The following is a 2,171-nucleotide window of genomic DNA, read 5'->3' as shown; positions in this document are numbered from 1 at the left end:
GCCCTCGCTGGCGCCCGCCCCCGGCACCTACGTGCGCATGAAGGCTTGAGCGTCGGCTTGACCCGCCTGCCGCGTCGACCACCTTCCGCGTCAGGATTGTTCGAAACGGGGGGCGCACATGAAGCTGGTTCGGCACGGAGCGACGGGGGACGAGAAGCCGGGCCTGATCGACGGGAACGGCGGCCTGCGCGACCTGTCCGCGGTCCTGCGCGACATCGCCGGGCCCGGGCTCTCGCCCGAAGCGCTCGACCGCCTGCGCGTGATCGACCCGGAGACGCTGCCGCTCCTGCCGGCTTCGACCCGGCTCGGCCCCTGCGTCGGCGGCACCCGCAACTTCGTCGCGATCGGCCTGAACTTCGCGGATCACGCCGCCGAGACCGGCTCGCCGATCCCGTCCGAGCCGATCGTCTTCAACAAGGCGCCGTCCTGCATCGTCGGCGCCAACGACACGGTGATCATCCCCAAGGGATCGGCCAAGACCGACTGGGAGGTCGAGCTCGCCGTGGTGATCGGCTCCCGCGCCTCCTACGTCCACGCCAACGAGGCGCTCGACTACGTGGCGGGCGTGTGCATCTGCAACGACGTTTCCGAGCGCGAATGGCAGATGGAGCGCGGTCCGACCTGGACGAAGGGCAAGGGCTGCCCGACCTTCGGGCCGCTCGGCCCGTGGCTCGTGACCCTCGACGAGATCCCCGACCTCGGCAACCTCGCGATGAGCCTCGACGTGAACGGGCAGCGGATGCAGACCGGCTCGACCGCGACGATGATCTTCGACGTGCCCCAGCTCGTCGCCTACGTCTCGCATTTCATGATGCTCGAGCCCGGCGACGTCATCACCACCGGCACCCCGCCCGGCGTCGGCCTCGGCATGAAGCCGCCGCGCTATCTCAAGGCCGGCGACGAGATGATCGTGCGCATCGAGGGGCTGGGCGAGCAGCGCCAGCCGGTGATCGCCTTCGACGACTGGACCGCGAAGGTCTCCGCCGGCGAGCCCACGAACTGACGCTTTTCCTCGATGGCTGCGGTCGTGCCGCCACGACGGACGGCGATCCGATCTCGACTTCGTGAACGTCCTCTGCACAGAAGGCTCTGTACCTCGGAGGACGCCGTCACGTGAGCATCGGTTTGATCGCCCTTCTCGACGACATCGCCGGGATCGCCAAGGTCGCCGCGGCCTCGCTCGACGACGTCGCCGCCCAGGCGGCCAAGGCCGGCGTGAAGGCGGCCGGCGTGGTGATCGACGATGCGGCGGTGACGCCGCGCTACGTCGTCGGCTTCGCCGCCGAGCGCGAGCTGCCGATCGTCGGCAGGATCGCGCTGGGGTCGCTGCGCAACAAGCTGCTGTTCCTGCTCCCGGCCGCCCTGGCGCTCGGCGCCTTCGCGCCCTGGGCGATCACGCCGCTGCTGATGCTCGGCGGCGCCTACCTCTGCTACGAGGGCGCCGAGAAGGTCTACGAGGCGCTGTTCCCGCATGCCGGCCACGCCGACGACACCCCGCGCGATGCCGCCGGCGACGGCCGGGCAATGGAGGACCGCAAGGTCTCGGGCGCGATCAAGACCGACTTCATCCTCTCGGCCGAGATCATGGCGATCACCCTGGCGGCGCTGCCCGACGGCGGCGTCGCCACGAAGGCCGCCGTGATGGCACTGGTGGCCGTCGGCATCACCGCCTTCGTCTACGGCGCGGTGGCGCTGATCGTGAAGGCGGACGACGCCGGTCTGGCGATGGCGGCGAGCACCTCCACCTCCGCGTTCGGCAGCGTCACCCGCGCGCTCGGCCGGGGCATCGTCACCGGGATGCCGCCGTTCCTGGCCCTGCTCGCCATCGTCGGCACGGCGGCGATGATCTGGGTCGGCGGCGGCATCCTGGTCCACGGGCTCGAGACCTACGGCCTGCCGCAGGTCGCCCACGCCCTGCATGCGGCCTCCGAAGCGGTCGCCGGCCTGCTGCCGCCCGCCCTGTCCGGCCTTGCCGAATGGCTGGTGACGGCCGCCGGCTCCGGTCTCGTCGGCCTCGTCGTCGGCGGCCTGCTGATTCCGCTGACGAGCTTCGTGATCGCGCCGGCCTGGCATGGCCTGTCGCGCCTGCGCGGTGCGGCGGCCTGAGCCGGACGGCTTGATTTTCGCCCGCGGATTCGCCTCATGGGCGCATGATGCAGCCGACCCCGCTC

2 protein-coding genes are annotated in these 2,171 nt (G+C 71.1%); both read left to right on the top strand.

Annotation, left to right across the window (positions count from 1 at the left end):
* The first annotated feature begins 118 nt into the window (after positions 1 to 118).
* Positions 119 to 1,003 (top strand): fumarylacetoacetate hydrolase family protein, encoded by an 885-nt coding sequence (locus tag FV223_RS25905; protein WP_147729626.1) that lies wholly within the window; start codon positions 119 to 121, stop codon positions 1,001 to 1,003.
* Between the two features lie 110 nt (positions 1,004 to 1,113).
* Positions 1,114 to 2,106: a DUF808 domain-containing protein gene (locus tag FV223_RS25900; RefSeq protein WP_147729625.1), complete on the top strand. Its 993-nt coding sequence runs from the start codon at positions 1,114 to 1,116 to the stop codon at positions 2,104 to 2,106.
* Positions 2,107 to 2,171: the final 65 nt, after the last annotated feature.

Source organism: Methylobacterium sp. WL116 (assembly GCF_008039455.1).
GTDB lineage: Bacteria > Pseudomonadota > Alphaproteobacteria > Rhizobiales > Beijerinckiaceae > Methylobacterium.
Note: the sequence above shows the minus strand (reverse complement) of the source record. Positions and strands in the feature narration are given on the sequence as shown.